Below are 18,914 nucleotides of genomic sequence, written 5' to 3' on the forward strand. Positions count from 1 at the left end.
CGGGGCGTCGGGCAGAATCGGGGGATGCTGAACCTCCGAACGGTCGTGCTGGGCGTCTCCGACGTGGCCCGCGCGACGGCCTTCTGGACCGCGGCCCTCGACTACACCCCCCGTGAGCCCGGCACCGACCGCTGGGTCGTCCTGGTCCCCGCCCGCGGCCCGGGAACCCACATCGCCCTCGGCCTCAGTGACGTACCCGTCCAGGAGCACCCCCGGGTCCACCTCGACCTCTACGCGGAGGACGCCGCCGACCAGGCCGCCGAGGTGGACCGCCTCGTGGCCCTGGGCGCGGAGCGCGTGGACTGGGACCTCTACCCGGAAGACCCCGACTTCGTCGTCCTCGCCGACACCGAGGGCAACCGCTTCTGCGTCATCGACGCCGGCCGCTCCTGAACGTCCCTCCGGTCTCCGCCTCCGTCGGAGTACCCCTGCCGACCGGCCCGTTCGCCGTGGACGGGGACATGCCCGAGGCCATGGACGGAGGCCTCGCGGTGGACGTGTTCATCATCGGCATCCCGCTGACGCCGGGGGTACACCTTCCGCGTGCGTCCCCGCGCCTGGGAGTCCGGAGCCGAACGGGGACCGCGGGGACGAGCGGCGGGGCGCCCCGCCCGTTTTCACCCTCCGTGTCCCCGATACGATGCCCCTGTCGTTCGGCGCCGAGAAGTGAGTGATCCCGTCATGGGACCACGTGCGGGGTGCTGCGGCGGAGCACGGCGCGGGAGGGGACCATGGCGGACGCGGCGGAACCCCCGGAACGCACACGCTGGCTCTGGGCCCTGCTGGGCAGCGTGGTGCTCACCCACACCGCGCTCAACCTCACCCGCCCCCTCATCTCCTACCGCACCATCGCCGTCGGCGGCGACGCCGTCGAGGTCGGCCTCATCACCGCCGCCTACGCCCTCCTGCCCCTGGTCATCGCCGTCCCCTTGGGCCGGGCCACCGACCGCTCGGCGCGCATCGCCTGGATCGTCGGCCTGGGCTCGCTCATCCTCGCCGCGGGCGGGCTGCTGCTGTCCCTGGCCGGCGGACTCGCGGGTCTCGCCCTGGCCAGCACCGTCGTCGGCGTCGGCCACCTGCTGTGCATGGTCGCCGGGCAGGGCCTCATCGCCCGCCACTCGCGCCCGGAGCACCTGGACCGCGACTTCGGCTGGTTCACCGCCGCAGCCTCCCTGGGCCAGCTCGCCGGACCCCTGGTCTCCGGCGCCATCCTCGCCGACGCCTCCGGCGCCGCCCTGCTCGCGTCCACCTCCACCGCCCTGGTCGTCGCCGGGGCCGTCGCCGCCCTGGGCGCGCTGCCCCTGCTGCCGCTGCTGCGGCTGCGCCCGGTGCGGCGTACCGCCGAGCAGAAGGCGGCGCCGCCGGTGCCCACCCTGGACCTGCTGCGCCGCCGCCGGATGCCCTCCGCCCTGCTGGCCAGCCTGGCGCTGCTGTCCGCGGTGGACATCCTCACCGCCTACCTGCCCCTCATCGCCGAGAGCCGGGGAATCCCGCCGGTGCTCGTCGGCGTCCTGCTCAGCCTGCGCGCGGGCTCCTCCCTGCTCTCCCGGCTGACCCTGCCGTGGATGCTGCGCCGCTGGTCGCGTACCACCCTCATCGCCGCCAGCACCGCCGTCGCCGGGCTGTCACTGACGCTGGTGGCCCTGCCGCTGGGCGGGTTCGCCGTGCTGGCCCTGGTGCTGGGCCTGGGCGGGTTCCTCCTGGGCCTGGGCCAGCCGCTCACCATGGCCGAGGTGACCACCCTGGCCCCCGAGGGGGCGCGCGGCTCCGCACTGGCCCTGCGCATCTGGGGCAACCGGCTGGGCCAGGTCGCCATCCCCGCCGCCGCGTCCGCCGTCGCCGGAGCGGTGGGAGCCCCCGGAGCCCTGCTGTTCTCCGCCGCCGTCCTCATCACGGCCGCCGCCACCGCACGCTGACCGGCCCTCCTGCTCCCTGCGCGGGCCCTCCTCCCGGCCACCCGGACCCGCCCGCCCACTGCGCGGATCCGTCGGATCGGACTTCTTCCACATCGCCCGTGCACACGGATTCACCGACGCCGACATCGGGGAGCTCATCGCCCGCGCGACCGGTGACACGCGGAGAGGGGCCGCGCCCGCACGCGGCCCCCGCAGGAGAGGAAGGGAAGAGGCGTCCGCCCGTCACGCCTTGATCGCGGACTGCTCGTGACCGGAGCCGTGGCCGACCACGATCTTGCGGGCCTTGGACTGCTCGGCCACCGGGATGCGCAGGGTGAGCACGCCGTCGGCGTAGTCCGCCGTGATCCGCTCGGTGTCCAGGGTGTCACCGAGGAAGACCTGGCGGGTGAACGTGCCGCTGGGCCGCTCGTTCACGATGTGCTCCAGGTCGTCATCCCGCAGTCCGGCGCGTTCCGCCTTGACGGTGAGGACGTTGCGCTCGACCTCGAGGTCGATGCTCTCGGGGGTGACCCCCGGCAGGTCGAAGTGGGCCACGAAGTCGTCGCCCTCACGGTAGGCGTCCATCGGCATGACGGTCGGCCGACCGTTCTCCAGCAGCCGCTGGGCGATCCGGTCGAACTCCCGGAACGGGTCGGTACGCATCAGCATCGCTCGTCACCTCCAAGTACCCTCGACTTCAATGTCGATGACTTGATGCGAACACACTCAACTTTATTGACCACCTTGGGCTTGTCAAGTCTGCGGACGGTAAAAACCGGGAGAGAACCCCCGGTCCCCGCTCCCTCCCGCTCCTCCCCCCGCCCCCTCCCGGCCGCCGCTCCCTGCGGTCCCGCGGCCCTCGCCCGCGGCCGCCTCCCCGGGCGGTGCCGGGCCCCGCCGCCGGTGCCGCCTTCAGCCACCTTCGGAGGTCCCCCGGACGGTGCCGGAACCACCGACGCTGCCAGGCCCCACGGGCGGCTCCGGGCCCGCAGACCCCACGACGGTGCCGGGCCCCGCGACGTCTGGCGCAACGTCGCGGGGCCCGGGGCGCGGTGGCGGAACCCTCACCAGGGGTGTTCGGGCACCAGCCGTCGTATCTCCGGTGCGGCCGCGGTCAGGACCGTCCCGAACCACACGGAGAAGGCCGAGTCCTCCCGGAGCCCGCTCAGCTCCTGGGGGGTGACCAGGGCCGTCTCGGACACCTCGGCGGGGTCGGGTCGCGGGACGTCCGCGATCCGGCCCACGAAGAGGTGGTTGAACTCCCGCTCGACCAGTCCGGAGACCGGGTCCTCCAGGTCGTAGCGGACGGTGCCCGCCGCCGCCAGGGTCCGGGGCGCCGCCCCCAGCTCCTCGACGGTGCGCCGGACCGCCGCCAGGAACGGCGGCTCCCCCGGCAGCGGGTGGCCGCAGCAGGTGTTGGACCACACGCCGGGGGAGTGGTACTTGCCCTCCGCCCGGCGCTGCAGCAGCATCCGGCCGTCAGGGGAGAAGAGGAACACCGAGAACGCCCGGTGCGGCTGGCCCGGCGGCCGGTGTGCCGCGAGCTTCTCCCGTGTGGCGATCGTCGCCCCGGCGCCGTCGACCAGTTCGACCAGGATCGCGGATCGTCCGGGCCTGTGCCCGGTGCTCTCGGACACGGCCGGTCAACCGGCCAACGTGCCCACGGGCGGGTACTTGTCCCCGACGATGAGGTCGCCGGGGCCGAACCCCAGGTCCTCCTCGGAGAAGCCCGCGTCGGCGTCGAACCGGGTCTCGGCGTCGATGTAGACCGTGCCCAGCGACAGGCGGTCGGAGTCGCTCAGGTTCGCCCCGGCCATGTGCACGACCCGCTCGTTGTGGAACGTGCACCCGCCGGCCCGCAGCGGCACCGTCACCCGGGGCCGCCAGGCCAGTTCGGGGTACTTGGAGAAGATGTCCCAGTCACCGGGGCCGGGCTGCGGGATCTTGTGCGAACCGGGCACGAACGACATGCACCCCCGCTCCACCGGCACGTCCACCAGGGCCACCCAGGCCGTCATCGTGACACCGCCCTGCCACGGCCAGTACGGCTCGTCGATGTGCGGCGGGGTGGCCGCCGAGTTGTCCCTGGGCTTGCGCAGGATCTCCGAACGGAACATGCGCAGCGGGCGACCGGAGATCATCTCGGCGATGGTGGTCACCCGGGGGTGCAGGGCGAGGCGGCGCAGGGCCTCGCTGCGGGTCTCGGCCTCCTCCAGCCACTGCATGACGGTCGCGCCCTTGTCCTTGACCATCTCGTCCACCGAGTCGTCCCACACACCCCCCTTCTCCTCCTCGATGAGCTTCTTCGCGTCCGCGTAGCACTCGGCGACCTCCTCGTCCGTCAGGACCCGGGGGATGTGGAGGTAACCCTCCTCGCGGTACTTGCGGATCGCCTCCTCCGTCAGGTTCTCCGGAGTCGTCAGTTCCGTGTCGTCGGTCACGGCCGTTCTCCCTTCCAGGCGTTCACCCCGTTTCTAACGCCCGGACACCCCGGCGGAGGGAATGCGGCGCTCACTGTGTCATGTCGCGATTTCCGCCCGACCGGACGACATGACAAACCGGATTCGCGCCCCTTGTCCCGCCCCGGGGCCGCGACCAACCTGGGCTGAGTTCTCACCTGCCGCAGAAAAGTGAATTCCCATGCGCATTCTCTTCATACCGGGGAACAGTCCTTCGCCGATCTTCTCCCACGCGGCCCTGGCCTACGCCGCACGCGGGGCCGGCCACGAGGTCGTGGTCGGGGGCATCGAATGGGTGGTCCCGGACATCGCCGCCATCGGCCTCACCCCCTTCACGATCGCCCCCGTCACGGGGGCCGACGTGGCCGAGTTCATGGGCAGCGCGCCCGCGGACCCGGTCCAGCAGGCCGTCGCCGTCGGCCGCATCTACGCCGACATCGCCCTGCGGAGCCAGCCGGCGCTGCTCGAACTGGCCGAGCAGTGGCGGCCCGACCTGGTGGTCGGCGGTTCGATGTTCTACTCCGCCCCGCTGCTGGCCCACACCCTGGGAGTGCCGTCCGTGCGCCTGGAGTGGGACCGCACGGACTCCGCCATCTACGCCCCCGGCGCCCGCGAGGTCCTGGCCCCCGAGCTCCGGCGGCGCGGCCTGGACGCCGTTCCCGACCCCGACCTGTGGATCGACATCTGCCCCCCGGGGCTGCGCGTCCCGGGCCAGGAGGCCGGGCGGCAGCCCATGCGCTGGCTGCCGGTCAACCCCCAGCGCCCCCTGGAGCCGTGGATGTACACCAGGGACGAGCGGCCGCGTGTCTACATCACCGCGGGGGCCCGGGTGCCCGACCCCGGCGCCCTGGTCCACATGGCCCGCGGCGTCGCCGACCTCGGCGTCGAGGTGGTGCTCGGGGCCGCCGAGCACGTCGCCGCCCAGGTGCGGGACGACCTGCCCGGCGCCCACGTGGGCTGGGCGCCCCTGGACGTGGTCGCCCCCACCTGCGACGTGATCCTCCACCACGGCGGCGGCGTGACCGACATGGCCGCCCTGCGCGCCGGGGTCCCCCAGCTCATCGTCGAACAGGACGTCTCCGCCGACGCCATGCGCCGCCTGGCGGACCACGGGGCGGGGATCCTCCTCGAACCGGGCTCCCAGCGGACCGAGGACATCGCGGCCGCCTGCGGACGGCTCCTGTCCGAGCCCTCCTACCGTGAGCGCGCCCGCGGACTGTCGGAGCAGATGGCCGCTCTGCCCTCGCCGGCGGAGATCGTCGGCCTGCTGGAGAAGTTCTCCCGATGACCCTCCGTGCGACGTCCGGCCGCGGCCGGACGCGGAGGGCCCCGCATCCGGTGGAGGAGGAACAGGAGTGAGGACGACATGACCATCCGTGTATGGGACTACCTGCCGGAATACGAGAAGGAGCGCGACGACGTCCTCGACGCCGTGCGCACCGTCTTCGCCTCGGGGAGGCTCATCCTCGGTGAGAGCGTGCTCGGTTTCGAGCGGGAGTTCGCCGCCCGGCACGACCTCGCCCACTGCGTCGGAGTGGACAACGGCACGAACGCGGTCGCCCTCGGCCTGCGCGCACTGGGCGTGGGCCCGGGCGACGAGGTGGTCACCGTGTCCAACACGGCCGCCCCCACCGTGGTCGCCATCGACGCCGTGGGCGCCACCCCGGTGTTCGTGGACGTCCGGGAGAGCGACCAGCTCATGGACACCGGCCTGCTGGAGGCCGCGGTCACCGAACGCACCAGGGCGCTGCTGCCGGTCCACCTCTACGGCCAGTGCGTGGACATGGCGGCGGTCCGGGACGTCGCCGACCGCCACGGCCTGGCGGTCCTCGAGGACTGCGCCCAGGCGCACGGGGCCCTGCACCACGGCCGGCCGGCCGGGACCATGGGGGACGCGGCCGCGTTCTCCTTCTACCCCACCAAGGTCCTCGGGGCCTACGGGGACGCCGGGGCGGTGGTGACGGACGACCCCGAGGTCGACCGGGCCCTGCGCCGACTGCGCTACTACGGCATGGAGGAGGTCTACTACGTCGTCGCCACGCCGGGGCACAACAGCCGTCTGGACGAGGTCCAGGCCGAGATCCTGCGGCGCAAGCTGACCCGCCTGGACGACTACGTGGCGGGGCGCCGGGATGTGGCCCGCCGCTACGCCGAGGGCCTGGGCGACCTCGTGTCCCCCGACGGCCTGCGCCTGCCCGTCACCACCGAGGGCAACGAGCACGTGTACTACGTCTACGTCGTCCGCCACCCCCAGCGCGACACGATCATCGAGCGCCTGCGCGAGCACGACATCCACCTCAACATCAGCTACCCCTGGCCGGTCCACACCATGTCGGGTTTCGCGCACCTGGGGGTGGAGCCGGGCTCCCTGCCCGTGACCGAGGCCCTGGCGGGGGAGATCTTCTCCCTGCCCATGTACCCCAGCCTGCCCCGCGAGCACCAGGAGCGGGTCATCACCGCCCTGCGCAAGGTCCTGGACGAACTCTGAGGAGAAGCATGACCAGTCACGACGACCGCCTCACCGCGATCTACCGCCGCGCAGAGATCTACGAGGCCGTCTACCTGGGACGGGGCAAGGACTACGCGGCCGAGGCGGCCGAGATGGAGCGCCTGGTGCGCGAGCGCCGCCCGGACGCCTCCTCCCTGTTGGACGTCGCCTGCGGCCCCGGCACCCACCTGGGCCACCTGGCCGCCTCCTTCGACCGCGTCGAGGGGGTGGACCTGGCCGAGGACATGGTGCGGCTGGCCCGCGCCAACCTGCCCGGCGTCCCCGTCCACCGCGGAGACATGCGCTCCTTCGACCTGGGGCGCCGCTTCGACGCGGTCACCTGCATGTTCAGCTCCATCGCCCACCTGTCCGGGCCCGCCGAGGTCGAGGCGGCCCTGGCCCGGCTGGCCGCCCACACCGAGCCCGGCGGTGTGATCGTGCTGGAGCCCTGGTACTTCCCCGAGAGGGCCACCGAACACCACGTCTCCAGCGCGCTCGTCACCGCCGGGGACCGCACCATCGCGCGCGTGTCCCACAGCGTGTACCGGGACGACGCCCACCACATGGACGTGCACTACACCGTCGCCTCCCCCGAGGAGGGAGCGGAGCACTTCGTCGACGTGCACGTCCTGGCCGTCCACCGGCGCGAGGTCTACGAGAAGGCGTTCGCCGCCGCCGGCTGCTCGGTGGAGTACCTCCCCGGCTCCGGGCCCGGCCTGTTCGTCGGTGTCGCCGGGGGAGAGGCGTGACCCGTCGTGCCCGCCCCCTCGGCATCGAGGGGGCCTACCTGCTGCCCTACGAGGTCTTCGACGACGAGCGCGGACTCTTCGCCACACCCCTGCAGGGCGCGGAGCTGCGCCGGGTCTCCGGCCACGACCTGTTCCCCGTCGTGCAGACCAGCTACAGCGTCTCCCGCCGGGGCGTCGTGCGGGGCGTGCACTACACCCAGGCCCCGCCCGGCATGGCCAAGTACGTGCACTGCCCCCGCGGCCGCGCGCTGGACATCGCCGTCGACCTTCGCATGGGCTCGCCGACCTTCGGCCACCACGAGAGCGTCCTGCTGGACCGTACGGACCCCGTGGCGCTCTACCTGCCCGTCGGGGTCGGCCACCTGTTCGTCGCCCTGGAGGACGACACCATCGTCACCTACTCCCTGTCGGTGGAGTACGACCCCCGCAACGAGCGGGCCCTGTACCCGCTGGACCCCGACCTGGGGCTGGACCTGCCCGACGACCCGGCCCCGATCCTGTCCGAGCGGGACCGGACGGCGCCACGCCTGGCCCGGGTCATGGAGGAGGGCGGGTTGCCGGACCACCGCACCTGCGTCGAACTGGAGGAGGCCCTGTGGAGCCGGCAGGCCCCGGTATGAGCGGATCCGGGACGGTGGTGGTACTCGGGGCCACCGGTTGGATCGGCCGGCACGTGCTGGCCGCCCACGCCCGCACCGGTCGCCCGGTCGTGGCCGTGGCCCGGGGGCCGGCACCGCACGTCCGGGGGATCCCCTTCCACCGTCTCGACCTGGCCGAGGCCGGCCCGGGGGAGATCGCGCGGCTGCTGGCCGAGCACGACGCCCGGGTGGTGGTCAACGCGACCGACGCGGCCAACTCCCGCGACGGCTGGCACCGGTCCGAACGGGAACTGGAGAAGTGCAACGTCCGGGCGGTCGCCTCCCTGGTCGAGGCCGTCGGGGCGATGGCGCGCCCGCCCAGGCTGGTGCACCTGGGGACCCTCCACGAGTACGGTCCGGTCCCCGAGGGGACGGCCGTTCGCGAGGACGCCACGCCCAGGCCGGCCAACGCCTACGCCCGCACCAAGCACGCGGGTTCGGACACCGTCGTCCGCGCCGCCCGGGAGGGCCGCGTCGACGCCGTGGTCCTGCGCGTGGCCAACGTCTGCGGACCGCACCCCTCGCCGGCCTCCTTCCCCGGTGTGCTCCTGGACCGGTTCCGGCGGGCCGTGGCGGGGGAGACGGTCTCCCTGCGCGTCACCGGGGACCGCCGCGACTTCGTCGACGTGCGCGACGTGGCCCGGGCGGTGGTGCTCGCCGGGGACCGGCCGGATGCCTCCGGGCACGCCCTCAACGTCGGCGGAGGCCGGGCGGTGGGCATCGGGGAGATGGTCGCCTGGCTGCGCCGGACCTCCGAGGTCGCCCCGGAACGGGTGCGCGAGGTGCTCGAACCCGTCGCCGGCATGGGCGGCGGCTGGATGCTCGCCGACATCGGGGCCGCGCGGCGCCTCCTGGGATGGCGACCCGTCGTCCCGGTCCGGGACTCCCTGCACGACATGTGGTACGCCTGAGCCCGGCGGTCGACGCCTCAGCGGGGCGGCGACCGCCGGGCCCGGCCGCTGGGCCGTGTTTTTCGAACCTCCGCTCCGCTCCGGTCCGCGTTCGGCGCCCCCGGAGGGCGGGAACCCCCGGCCCCACGGGGGCATCCCCGTTCCTGGGACATCCCCTCCGGGCCCCCAGAACCCCGCCGGCGCCTCACACACCCCCCGCGGAGCAGGACGGCACTCGAAGAACAGGTCCTAGCCGGCATTCAGGAGGCTGCGGGCGGCCCGGATGCCCGAGCGCATGGCGGCCTCGGTGGTGGGGGAGCTGAAGTGGTCGCCCGCGAACACCACGGGCGGCCGCTGGCCCCGGGTGGCGGCCACCGAGGCCCGGTACCGGCCCGGCGAGGGGATGGGGAACCCGTAGGGGCGCTCGGCCACCTGAAAGGGCTCCGGGTCCTTGGGGAAGTCCGGCCACAGGCTGCTCAGCAGCGGTGTGACGGCCGCGTACTGCTCCTCGGGCGTGCGCCCCAGCAGGCGGCGGGTGACGGCCCGCCCCGGGTAGGCGAACACCAGCAGCCGGTCGCGGACGGTTCCGTCGGCCCCCCTCACCCGGCGCGGATAGGTGATCATGTTCCGGATCCGGGGATCCTGCGCGCCGCCGGCCATGATGTGCGTCTCCGGCGGCAGGGCGCCGGCGTCCACCAGGTAGGACATCGACAGCGCGGGCTCGTACTCCTGGCTCTCCAGGTAGTCGCGCATCCGGTCGTCCACCGCCTCTCGGGGCAGCGAGGCGATGATCTTGGCCGCGAACGGGGCGGGCACCGCCACCACCACCGCGTCGAAGTCCCCGCCGTCCTCCCCCTCCGCGCCCTGGGACGAGATGACCACCCGGCCGTGCTCCAGGCGTACCTCCGACACCTCGTGGCGCAGCAGGACCCGGGCGTCGGCGGCGTTGCGCTCCGCCAGGACCTGCATGCCCTCCCGGAACACGAAGAACTCGGCACCGCCCATCTGCGCGAGCATCGCCCGGGCGTGCGAGACGGAGATCCCGTCGCAGTCGAAGTTCCAGAAGCCCTCGATCTGCGATCGCAGCATGTAGTCGAAGCCCCGGTGCGACATCAGGCTCCGGCCGTACTCGGTGGCCGTGGTGCCGTCGTCGAACTCGGCCAGCCGCTCGGGCTCGAACAGGTCGATCCGACCGGTCCGCCCGTTCACCAGCATCTCCCGCATCGACGAGTACAGGAAGGCCAGCCGGTCGCGCAGCCCCACGTGCCGGTAGCGCAGGAGCGCCGGGATGGAGTCGGAGGGCAGCGGGGCCACGGCGCCGCCGTCGGAGACGAGCAGGTTGCTGGAGATCTTCTCGAGTTCCCCCTCCAGGCCGTACTCGCGGATCATCCCCCACATGGTCGAGTACATGCTGGCGCACATCAGGTTGATCCCGACCTCGGGTTCGATCTCCGGCCGGCGCCAGGACCGGGCCCGGCCGCCCAGGCCGTCGGCCGCCTCGAAGAGCACGACCTCCCTCCCCGCCGCCGTCAGTTCCCGGGCGGCCGCACAGCCCGCCATTCCTCCGCCGACAACGGCGATCCTCTTGTGCTCCGGCATGCGTCAGGCCTCCGAAAAAGAATGGAAAGGGCGGAGATTTCCTCTGCCCTTCCCATTTTATTTTTCGACGGCGCTGCGATGAATAGCAGGATATTGCCGTCAGCTCTCCTGGTGCTGTTCCTCCTGCTGTTCCTCCTCGGTCTCCTCGGGGACGTCGCGCAGGAACAGGAAGGTGATGACGGCGACGGCGAGCACGATGGCCACACCGGTGTAGCCCACCACGGACAGCCCCGTCATGAAAGCCCGCTCCGCCGCGTCCAGGACCTCCGCCGCCAGGGACGGTTCCAGGTCCTCGGCCGCCGCCACCGCGCCGGGCAGGCTGTCGCGGACCGCGCCGGCCTCCTCCTCGGGCACACCGGAGGGCACGGAGTCGGCCATCAGGAAGCGGTAGACGGCGGTCCCCAGCGCGCCCAGGGTGGCGATGCCCAGTGCCATGCCGATCTCGCTGCACGTCTCGGACATGGACGAGGCCGAACCGCTCTTCTCCTTGGGCGCGGACGCGATGACCAGGTCGATGACCAGCACCATCAGCGGGCTCAGCCCGAAGGTGATCAGCATGCTGCCCACCACGGCCGGGAGCGGGCCCGCCTCCACCCCGCTCAGGGTGAACACGATCAGGCCCACGGCCGCCACCAGCAGGCCCAGGGCGATCGTGTTGGCGGCCTTGAGCCGTGCCGCCACCATGGGGGCCAGCATCGCGCCGGCGATGTTGGCGACCGCGTAGGGGACCATCCACAGGCCGGCGACGGCCGGGGACAGTTCCAGGACCAGCTGGAGGTACTGGGCGAACAGCAGGACGAACGCGCCCAGGACCACCGTGCCCAGCAGCAGTCCGCCCAGGCCCACGGTGAACGGCGGCAGCCGGAACAGGGCCAGGTCCATCAGCGGGCTCTCCAGCCTGCGCTGGCGCCGCACGAACAGCCAGCCGAAGACCGCGCCCCCGACCAGCAGGGCGACCACCACCGGGTTCCATCCCTCGGCCGCGGCCTCCTTGATCGCGTAGACGACGGGGAGGATGGTCGCGAGGGACAGCGCGACGCTGACCAGGTCCAGCCGCCCGGGGGCGGGATCGCGGAACTCCGGGAGCAGGAGCGGGGCCGCGATGAGCAGCACCGCCATGACGGGCACGCCCATCAGGAACACCGAACCCCACCAGAACCACTGGAGCATGACGCCGCCGACCATCGGCCCGACGGCCCCGCCCGCGGAGAAGCAGCTCAGCCACACCGCCACGGCCACGCCCCGCTGCTTGGGGTCGTGGAACATGTTGGTGATCAGGGACAGGGTGGAGGGCATCAGCGTGGCGCCCGCCACGCCCAGGAAGGCGCGGGCGGCGATGAGCATCTCGGCGCTGGTGGAGTAGGCCGCCACCAGGGAGGCCGCGCCGAAGGCCACGGCACCGATCATCAGCAGCCGGCGTCGGCCGATACGGTCCCCCAGGGTGCCCATCGTGATGAGGAACCCGGCGATCATGAAGCCGTAGATGTCCAGGATCCACAGCTGCTGCGCACTGGTCGGAGCCAGGTCCGCCGCCAGGTGCGGCAGCGCCAGGTGCAGGACCGTGAAGTCCAGGGACAGCAGGATGGTCGGCAGCGCCAGGACGGCGAGGCCGAGCCATTCGCGCGTTCCCGCCCTCTGGGCGGGAGCGCCGGTCGTTTCGTCGGGGGACATGGGTGGTGTCCGTCCTTCCAGGGTCGCGGTGCCGTGACGCGGGCACGCCTCGTCCACCACCCTGGCGTCCCGGTGTTCCGGAAAGGCTCCGGTCGCGCTCCGGGACGCCTCCGTGCACTACGGTGATCCCATGCGCTTCGGGATTCTCGGTCCGCTGGAGGTGTGGGGCGACGACGGAGAGGCGGTCCGCGTCCCCGAGGCCAAGGTGCGCGTACTGCTGGCCGCGCTCCTCCTGGAGGAGGGGCGGCCGGTCACCGCCGACACCCTGATCGACGACCTGTGGGGCGAGCGCCTCCCCGCCCACCCCGCGCGCGTCCTGCGCGCCAAGCTCTCCCGGTTGAGGGGCGTCCTGGAGGAGGCCGAGCCCGGCGCCCGCGACCGCGTCCTGCGCACCCCGGGGGGCTACCGGCTCCGGGTGGAGCCCGACGAAGTGGACTTCACCCGCTTCCGGGCCCTGGTGGAACGGGCCAGGGTCGCCGGCGACCGCCGCGCGGCGGCGGTCGCGCTCAACGACGGGCTGGCCCTGTGGCGCGGGGACGCCCTCGCCGGCCTCACCGACACCCCCCGCCTGGCCAGGGCCGCGTTCCGGCTGGACGAGGAACGCCTGTCGGCCTTCGAGGAGCACGCCTCGGCCCGGCTCGACCTGGGCGAACACCACCTGTGGGTGGAGGAGCTCGGCGAGCTGGCCGCTCTGCACCCGCTCCGCGAGCGCCTGTGCGCCGCCTATATGCGGGCCCTGTACCGCTCCGGCCGCCAAGCCGAGGCGCTGGGCGCCTTCGACCGGCTGCGCCGCCTCCTCAAGGAGGAGCTGGGTGCCTCGCCCGGTCCCGAGATCACCGGCCTGCACGCCCGGATCCTGCGCCAGGACGCCACACTGGACCCGGTGGACCCCGGCCTGCTCCGGGCCGTCCTGCGTCCGCGCACCAACCTCCCCGCCCCGGTGGACGACACCATCGGCCGCGAGGACGACGTCGACCGGGTCCGCACCCTCATGCGGAGCGCCCGCCTGGTCACCCTCACCGGCCCTGGCGGTGTCGGCAAGACCCGGCTGTCCCTGGAGGTGGCCGCGGAGGAGGCCGGCCGCCACCCCGACGGGGTGTGGTTCGTGGAACTGGGCGGCGTCCCGCCGGAGCGGGGGCGGGACCCGGGCGCGGCCGCCCGGGTGGCCGACGCGGTCGCGTCCGTCACCGGTGCCCGCGACCTGGTCCAGGCGCTGAGCACCGCCCGCACCCTCCTGGTCCTGGACAACTGCGAGCACGTCGTCGAGTCGGTGGCCGCCCTGGCCCGGGAACTCCTGCGCGCCGCCCCGGGCCTGAGCCTGCTGGTGACCAGCCGCGAGTCGCTGGGGACCGACGGCGAGCACCTGTACGAGGTCCGGCCGCTCGACTTCCCCGGCCCCGCCGATCCCGTCCGCTCCGCCGACCCGCGCTCCTTCGCCGCCGTGCGCCTGTTCGCCTCGCGTGCCGCGGCGGGTGCCCCCGGCTTCACCCTGGAGGACGACACGGCCCCGATCGTGGCGTCGATCTGCCGCCGCCTCGACGGTCTGCCGCTGGCCCTGGAACTGGCCGCCAACCGGGTGCGCGCCCTGGGGGTGCGCCGCCTGGCCGACGGCCTGGACGACCGCTTCCGGGTGCTGGCGGTGGGCAGCCGGGGCGCACCGGGGCGCCAGCGCACCCTGCGCGCGGTCATCGACTGGAGCTGGGACCTGCTCGACGAGTCCGAGCGGACCGTCCTGCGCCGACTGTCCGTGCACGCCGAGGGCTGCACCCCCGAGGGGGCCGAGGCCGTCGTGGGCGGCGACGGCCTGGACCCCGAACAGGTCGTGGACATCGCGGCCCGCCTGGTGGAGCGGTCCCTGGCCATCGCGGTCGAGGGGCCCGACGGGGTCCGCTACCGGCTGCTGGAGACCATCGCCGCCTACGCCCGGGAGCGCCTGGAGGCGGCGGGTGAGGCAGACGCGGTGCGCCTGCGCCACCTGCGCCACCTGGCGGCGCTCGCCGCCGCCGCGGACCCCCACCTGCGCGGCCGCCACCAGCACCTCTGGCTCCGCCGCCTGGACGAGGAGAGCGCGGACCTGCGCGCGGCCGAGGACACCGCCGCCCGCTTCGGGGAGGCCGACACGGCTCTGGGGCTGGCGCTGGACCTGGTCTGGTACCGCTACCTGCGCGGCCGTACCGGCGAGGCGCATCGCTCCCTGAGCCGGGCACTGGAGGTGTCCGGCGGCGCGCCCGCCCCGCGCGCCCTCGCGGAGGCGTGGCGGGTGGGGATGGCCCTGATGGTCAACGAACCCGACGACCCGGTGGCCCTGGTACGCGCCGCCCTGGCGGGCCGGCCGGACTCCGTCCCCGAACGCGAGTGGGCCCGGGTCGAGTGGTTCCTGGGCACCGCTCTGCTGGACTTCGGCGAACTCCAGGTGAGCGGCGAGCTCGTCGAGCGCTCCCTCGCGGTCTTCCGCCGCGAGGGCGACCGCTGGGGGACCGCGGCCGCCCTGTGCACCCGCGCCTGGCTCCTCAAGGCCCGGGGCCGGATGACCGGGTTCGAGTCCGACGGCAGGCTCTCCCTGGAGCTCTTCGGCGAGATCGGCGACCGCTGGGGCCGGTTGCAGGCCATGCCGGTCCTGGGCAGCCGCGCCGAGATCGACGGCGATTACACGGAGGCGGCCCGGCTGCACCGGGAGGGGCTGCGACTGGCCGAGGAGCTCGGGCTGTGGTCGGAGGTGTCCTACCGGCTCTCGGAGCTGGGGCGCAACGCCCTCCTGCGCGGCGAGTACCGCCAGGCCGAGGACTTCCACGAACGGGCCCGCGGGCTGGCGGTGGAGCAGGGCGACCGGTTCGGCGAGCGCTTCGCCGAGTTCGGCCTGGGCCTGGGCGCACGCCGCGAGGGCAGGCTCGACCGGGCCGAGCGGTACCTGTCGGGCTGGCTGGAGCGGCTCCGGGGGATCAACGCCCCGGCGGCCGAGGCCACGGTACTGGCCGAACTCGGCTTCGTCGCCGAGCAGCGCGGCGACGCCGGCACCGCGCTGCGCCTGCACCACGAGGGGCTCACCGCCGCGCTCACCACCGGCAGCCCCCGCAAGATCGCCCTGGCCCTGGAGGGGGCGGCCGGCGCCTGGGCCCTTGCGGGCCTGCCGCTGCGGGCCGCCCGCCTGCTGGGCGCGGCCTCGGCCGCGCGGGCCTCGGTGCACACCCCGCTGCCGCCCGCCGAGCGCTGGGACGTGGAGCGGGTACGGGAGGCGGCGGTGGCAGCCCTGGGGGAGGAGGCGTTCTCCCGGGGGTGGGAGCGCGGCGCGCGGGAGCCGCTGGAGGAGACGGTGGACCGTGTCCGGAGCTGGTACGCGCGGCACCGGGAGCCCGTGGCCGTTCAGCCGGTGCTGTGATCCGGTCCCACCTGGGGGAACTCGTACTCGCCCTCGGGGAAGCGCTCTGTCGGTATCCGGTCGGGCATCGCGGACTCCCGGCGGGGCGGGCTCCAGCGCACGTAGACCGAACGCGCGCGCAGGGCCGTCCGCACGGCCCGGGCCAGCAGCGGTGACGCGGGCCGCAGCCCGAAGGCCCGGCACAGGTCGGGGCCGAGCAGGGCGGGCAGGAGCGGGCCCACGGCCCGGCCCGCGATCCCGTGCAGCCGCGGCGGCAGCCAGCCCACCAGCACCTCGACGAACAGCCCCCGGGTGGCCCGCCACAGCGCCTCGGCCTCGGGGGAGTAGTCGAACGTGGCGCGCACGTACTCGTCGTGGAACCTCTCGAAGCCCTCGTAGCTTTCGGGGAGGTCCTTGATCCCCATGTGCTCGCCCATCGAACGGAAGTGCAGGTAGGCCGCCCGCCGCTCGGCCTCCCCGAAGGGCCGCCAGCCGTGCCGGTCCACCGCCCGGACCATGTGGACCATGACGGCCGCCAGCACGAACAGGTACTCCTCGTTCGTGATCGACCACCGGTCCTCACCGTCGAGCGTGTTGACGTGCCGCACGGCGTTGCGGTGGATCCGGTTCATCTGGCGCACCGCCTCCCGGCCCCGCGTCCCGGTGAACCCGTGCCGGAACATCTCCCACATGAGGATGTTGGTGTCGTCCAACCGCCGCCGGGTGTTCCCGGTGAGCTCACCGGTCCGCGCCAGCAGCCGGGCCATCCGGGGCGGGGCCAGGCTGTGGTAGAAGCCGACGCTCCCGCCGACCTGCATGTCCCACGGGAACTCGTAGGCCATGTCGAGCAGCCAGATCCTGCTGTGGTCCCGCTCCACGTCCATGGCCTCGATCGCCCGCAGCCGCTCGTAACGGCGCGCCCGCCTCCGTGCCCCGGCCATGATCGGCCCCTCCCTCTCCGCGGTCCGTGCACACCGCATCATGCGCGCCCACGGCGCCCGCCCGAAGCCGCCCGTCGGCACTGTGTCAAGTCGTCTGACCTGACAGATTCCCGTGACCGCCGTTGCCCGGCTCCCGGGAACGCACGATGCTTCCGGTGTCCTTGGCCGCGCCATCAGCGTGGATCGGCTCCGAAGGGAACGACGATGAAGGCTCTGGTTCTGTCCGGGGGGATGGGAACCCGGCTCCGTCCTTTCACCCACTCCATGCCCAAACAACTGATGCCCATCGCCAACCGGCCCGTCCTGGAGCACGTCCTGCACGACGTCCGCCGGGCCGGCGCCGTCGAGGTCGGCGTCGTCGTCGGCGAGCACGCCGCGGAGATCGAGCGGACGGTCGGAGACGGATCCCGGCTGGGGCTGCGCCTGACCTACCTGCACCAGGACGCGCCGCTGGGACTGGCCCACTGCGTCCTCCTCGCCCGGGACTTCCTCGGGGACGACGACTTCCTCATGTACCTGGGCGACAACATCCTCTCCGACGGCGTCTCGGAGATGGCCCGTGCGTTCGCCGCCGACCGCCCCGACGCCCAGCTGGCCGTGCACCGGGTCCCGGACCCCCGCGAGTTCGGGGTCGCCGTGGTCGGGGACGACGGAGCCGTGCTGCGCCTGGAGGAGAAGCCCGAGGAGCCGCCGGGCGACCTGGCGGTCATGGGCGCCTACTTCTTCACCCCCGCCGTCCACGAGGCCGTGGCCGCCATCCGGCCGAGCCCGCGCGGGGAACTGGAGATCACCGACGCCGTCCAGTGGCTCGTCTCGGCCGGACGCCCCGTCCGGGCCGTGGAGCACACCGGGTTCTGGCAGGACGCGGGCGACATCCAGGGAGTGCTGCGGTGCAACCGGTGGCTCCTGGACGGGACCCGGAGCCGGATCCAGGGGCGGGTGGACGAGGCCAGCGTGCTGACCGGACCCGTGGTGGTCGAGCCCGGGGCGCGGATCGTGCGCTCGCGAATCGAGGGGCCCGCGATCGTGGGCGCCCGCACGGTCATCGAGGACGGCCACGTGGGGCGGCACACCTCGGTGGGCAGGGACTGCGTCGTCCGCAGGAGCGGGATCGCCGACTCCATCGTCCTGGACGGGGCCGAGCTGGTCGGGGTGCCCGGCCTGCACAGCTCGATCATCGGCAGGTCCGCCTCGGTCCGCCCCACCGGCACCTCGGCTCAGGGCCCCAGCCTCGTGATCGGCGACCACGGCCGCGCGGAGGTCAGGATATGAGGGTCCTGGTCACCGGCGCCGCCGGGTTCATCGGATCCCACTACGTCCGGTTCCTGCTGGCGCACGCCGACGCCCCCCGGGTGACCGCCCTGGACCTGCTGACCTACGCGGGCAACAGGGACAACCTGCCCCGCTCCCATCCGCGCATGGACTTCGTCCGGGCCGACGTGTGCGACGCCCGCGCGCTGGACGAGGTGCTCCCCGGGCACGACGCGGTGGTGCACTTCGCCGCCGAGAGCCACGTGGACCGCTCCGTCGCGGACGGCTCGGCCTTCGCCCGCACCAACGTCGTCGGTACCCAGACCCTGCTGGCGGCGGCGGTGGCCCACGGGGTCGAACGCGTCGTGCACGTCTCCACCGACGAGGTCTACGGCTCCCTGGAGACCGGCGCGGCGAGCGAGGAGCACCCGCTCGCCCCCAACTCCCCCTACGCGGCCTCCAAGGCGGGGTCGGACCTCATGGCCCGCGCCTACTGGCGCACCCACGGCCTCGACGTCTCCATCACCCGCTGCTCCAACAACTACGGGCCGCGCCAGCACCCGGAGAAGCTCATCCCCCGGTTCGTCACCGCGCTGATGTCGGGCGGCCGCGTCCCCCTCTACGGAGACGGCCGCAACGTCCGCGAGTGGCTGCACGTGGAGGACCACTGCCGGGCCGTCCACCTCGTGCTGACCCGGGGGCGGGCCGGCGCGGTCTACAACGTCGGCGGCGGCGACGGCCTGACCAACCTGGAGATGACCCGCCGCCTGCTGGAGCTGTGCGGCGCCGACGAGACGGCCGTGGAGCGGGTCCCCGACCGGCTCGGGCACGACCTGCGCTACTGCATCGACGACACCGTGATCCGTGAGGAGTTGGGGTATGAACCCCGTGTCCCCTTCGACCGAGGCCTCCGGGAGACCGTCGCCTGGTACCGCGACCGTCCCGACTGGTGGAAACCCCTCACCTCCTGACCCCCGG

The 18,914-nt window shown here is 73.5% G+C and carries 16 protein-coding genes; 10 read left to right on the plus strand and 6 right to left on the minus strand.

Translation table 11 applies throughout. From position 1 onward, the window contains the following. Nucleotides 1-24 precede the first annotated feature (24 nt). Both ACSUPR_RS26725 and ACSUPR_RS26730 read left to right on the plus strand, forming a co-directional pair. Nucleotides 25-393 (plus strand): VOC family protein, encoded by a 369-nt coding sequence (locus ACSUPR_RS26725; RefSeq protein WP_436887481.1) that lies wholly within the window; start codon nucleotides 25-27, stop codon nucleotides 391-393. Nucleotides 394-731: 338 nt separating this feature from the next. Next, the gene (locus tag ACSUPR_RS26730) at nucleotides 732-1,916 is read left to right on the plus strand and encodes an MFS transporter (protein WP_436887482.1); all 1,185 of its coding nucleotides are present in this window, start codon (nucleotides 732-734) and stop codon (nucleotides 1,914-1,916) included. A gap of 222 nt (nucleotides 1,917-2,138) precedes the next feature. Here ACSUPR_RS26730 and ACSUPR_RS26735 read toward each other — a convergent pair whose 3' ends face one another. The 3 genes from ACSUPR_RS26735 to ACSUPR_RS26745 all read right to left on the minus strand — a co-directional run bounded on the left by ACSUPR_RS26735 (nucleotide 2,139) and on the right by ACSUPR_RS26745 (nucleotide 4,336). Next, nucleotides 2,139-2,564, minus strand: coding sequence for an Hsp20/alpha crystallin family protein (locus ACSUPR_RS26735; protein WP_436887483.1), 426 nt, complete (start codon nucleotides 2,562-2,564; stop codon nucleotides 2,139-2,141). A 395-nt stretch (nucleotides 2,565-2,959) separates the two neighbouring features. Beyond that, on the minus strand, nucleotides 2,960-3,532 hold the full coding sequence (gene idi, locus ACSUPR_RS26740; RefSeq protein ID WP_436887484.1) for an isopentenyl-diphosphate Delta-isomerase: 573 nt from the start codon (nucleotides 3,530-3,532) through the stop codon (nucleotides 2,960-2,962). 6 nt (nucleotides 3,533-3,538) lie between these two features. Further along, on the minus strand, nucleotides 3,539-4,336 hold the full coding sequence (locus tag ACSUPR_RS26745) for a phytanoyl-CoA dioxygenase family protein (protein ID WP_436887485.1): 798 nt from the start codon (nucleotides 4,334-4,336) through the stop codon (nucleotides 3,539-3,541). 199 nt (nucleotides 4,337-4,535) lie between these two features. Between ACSUPR_RS26745 and ACSUPR_RS26750 the strand changes: the two genes are divergently transcribed. The 5 genes from ACSUPR_RS26750 to ACSUPR_RS26770 all read left to right on the plus strand — a co-directional run bounded on the left by ACSUPR_RS26750 (nucleotide 4,536) and on the right by ACSUPR_RS26770 (nucleotide 9,140). After that, nucleotides 4,536-5,642 (plus strand): nucleotide disphospho-sugar-binding domain-containing protein, encoded by a 1,107-nt coding sequence (locus tag ACSUPR_RS26750; protein ID WP_436887486.1) that lies wholly within the window; start codon nucleotides 4,536-4,538, stop codon nucleotides 5,640-5,642. Between the two features lie 78 nt (nucleotides 5,643-5,720). Continuing rightward, nucleotides 5,721-6,842 carry a DegT/DnrJ/EryC1/StrS family aminotransferase gene (locus ACSUPR_RS26755; RefSeq protein ID WP_436887487.1) on the plus strand — a complete coding sequence of 374 codons (1,122 nt, stop codon included), beginning with the start codon at nucleotides 5,721-5,723 and terminating at the stop codon, nucleotides 6,840-6,842. Nucleotides 6,843-6,850: 8 nt separating this feature from the next. Beyond that, nucleotides 6,851-7,591 (plus strand): class I SAM-dependent methyltransferase, encoded by a 741-nt coding sequence (locus ACSUPR_RS26760; protein ID WP_436887488.1) that lies wholly within the window; start codon nucleotides 6,851-6,853, stop codon nucleotides 7,589-7,591. Continuing rightward, entirely contained in the window at nucleotides 7,588-8,211 is a 624-nt protein-coding gene (locus ACSUPR_RS26765; RefSeq protein ID WP_436887489.1) for a dTDP-4-dehydrorhamnose 3,5-epimerase family protein, read from the plus strand. The genes ACSUPR_RS26760 and ACSUPR_RS26765 overlap by 4 nt, the downstream gene beginning before the upstream one ends. After that, a complete protein-coding gene (locus tag ACSUPR_RS26770) occupies nucleotides 8,208-9,140 on the plus strand; it encodes an NAD-dependent epimerase/dehydratase family protein (protein WP_436887491.1) in 933 nt (310 codons plus the stop codon). The genes ACSUPR_RS26765 and ACSUPR_RS26770 overlap by 4 nt, the downstream gene beginning before the upstream one ends. Before the next feature lie 228 nt (nucleotides 9,141-9,368). Here the strand turns inward: ACSUPR_RS26770 and ACSUPR_RS26775 are convergent, their stop codons facing one another. Together ACSUPR_RS26775 and ACSUPR_RS26780 are read right to left on the minus strand one after the other, a co-directional pair. Further along, entirely contained in the window at nucleotides 9,369-10,718 is a 1,350-nt protein-coding gene (locus ACSUPR_RS26775) for an FAD-dependent oxidoreductase (protein WP_436887493.1), read from the minus strand. A 99-nt stretch (nucleotides 10,719-10,817) separates the two neighbouring features. Beyond that, a complete protein-coding gene (locus ACSUPR_RS26780; protein ID WP_436887495.1) occupies nucleotides 10,818-12,389 on the minus strand; it encodes an MFS transporter in 1,572 nt (523 codons plus the stop codon). Nucleotides 12,390-12,519: 130 nt separating this feature from the next. Between ACSUPR_RS26780 and ACSUPR_RS26785 the strand changes: the two genes are divergently transcribed. Beyond that, nucleotides 12,520-15,765, plus strand: a complete 3,246-nt coding sequence (locus ACSUPR_RS26785) for a BTAD domain-containing putative transcriptional regulator (protein WP_436887497.1) — start codon at nucleotides 12,520-12,522, stop codon at nucleotides 15,763-15,765. On the opposite strand, the gene ACSUPR_RS26790 is transcribed toward ACSUPR_RS26785, so the two are convergent. Further along, entirely contained in the window at nucleotides 15,750-16,685 is a 936-nt protein-coding gene (locus ACSUPR_RS26790) for an oxygenase MpaB family protein (RefSeq protein ID WP_436887499.1), read from the minus strand. The genes ACSUPR_RS26785 and ACSUPR_RS26790 overlap by 16 nt on opposite strands. A gap of 264 nt (nucleotides 16,686-16,949) precedes the next feature. On the opposite strand from ACSUPR_RS26790, the gene ACSUPR_RS26795 reads away from it, so the two are divergent. Then, entirely contained in the window at nucleotides 16,950-17,957 is a 1,008-nt protein-coding gene (locus ACSUPR_RS26795; protein ID WP_436887501.1) for a glucose-1-phosphate thymidylyltransferase, read from the plus strand. Continuing rightward, nucleotides 17,954-18,907 (plus strand): dTDP-glucose 4,6-dehydratase, encoded by a 954-nt coding sequence (gene rfbB, locus ACSUPR_RS26800; RefSeq protein WP_436887503.1) that lies wholly within the window; start codon nucleotides 17,954-17,956, stop codon nucleotides 18,905-18,907. The genes ACSUPR_RS26795 and rfbB overlap by 4 nt, the downstream gene beginning before the upstream one ends. Nucleotides 18,908-18,914: the final 7 nt, after the last annotated feature.

Origin of the sequence: Nocardiopsis dassonvillei (assembly GCF_964273065.1) — a bacterium.
In the GTDB taxonomy this organism is placed as follows: Bacteria; Actinomycetota; Actinomycetes; order Streptosporangiales; family Streptosporangiaceae; genus Nocardiopsis; species Nocardiopsis dassonvillei_B.